General features: G+C 56.5%; 1 protein-coding gene. It reads right to left on the minus strand.

The window, feature by feature from the left end; all coding sequences use genetic code 11:
• Window positions 1-202: 202 nt before the first annotated feature.
• The gene (locus NKK47_RS35150; RefSeq protein WP_352458909.1) at window positions 203-430 is read right to left on the minus strand and encodes a hypothetical protein; all 228 of its coding nucleotides are present in this window, start codon (window positions 428-430) and stop codon (window positions 203-205) included.
• Between the last annotated feature and the right edge of the window lie 120 nt (window positions 431-550).

Below are 550 nucleotides of genomic sequence, written 5' to 3' on the forward strand. Positions count from 1 at the left end.
GCGATGCCACAGTGACTGAAGTTGGCTGACAGCTACTCGCGACAGTCGAAAGCCACGCAGAGGCATGGCAGTTGCTGCCTCGACGATCGCCTCGGTTAGTTCTTCGTCAGAGGCCACCAAGCAAGGCGCAGCCTCCCGAGCTTCGCGTAGTGCAGCTTTGATCGAGACCGTGTCGCCACGGTCCGCCCTGTTGAGGAGGCGGTTATTCGCGAAGATCGAACCCGACGAACAGGCCAAAGGCTGGGGCAACATTGACAATAAGCTCCACCAGCTCGCAGTCAGTTTCCGCCAGGTGTGGCCCGTCTCGGCGCACCGCTGCAATAGTCTCTTTGACGGAGATGATTTGGCCGCGACGGGCTTGTAGGATCAGCTCGTGAACAAGGTGTTTGGCAGTCACTTTGTCGGGTCGGCAGTTCGTCCAAACGTTCATACAAGGCCTCCCACCTCAGCGAGAACCCAAGGGAACATTCATGATCCTCTGTCGAGAAAAATCAAGAAGAATGTTTGATAACTTCTGAGTGGGAATCAGGGGGACAAGCCACGAAGCGAG

This window comes from Mesorhizobium sp. M0019, from assembly GCF_040323975.1.
In the GTDB taxonomy this organism is placed as follows: Bacteria; Pseudomonadota; Alphaproteobacteria; order Rhizobiales; family Rhizobiaceae; genus Mesorhizobium.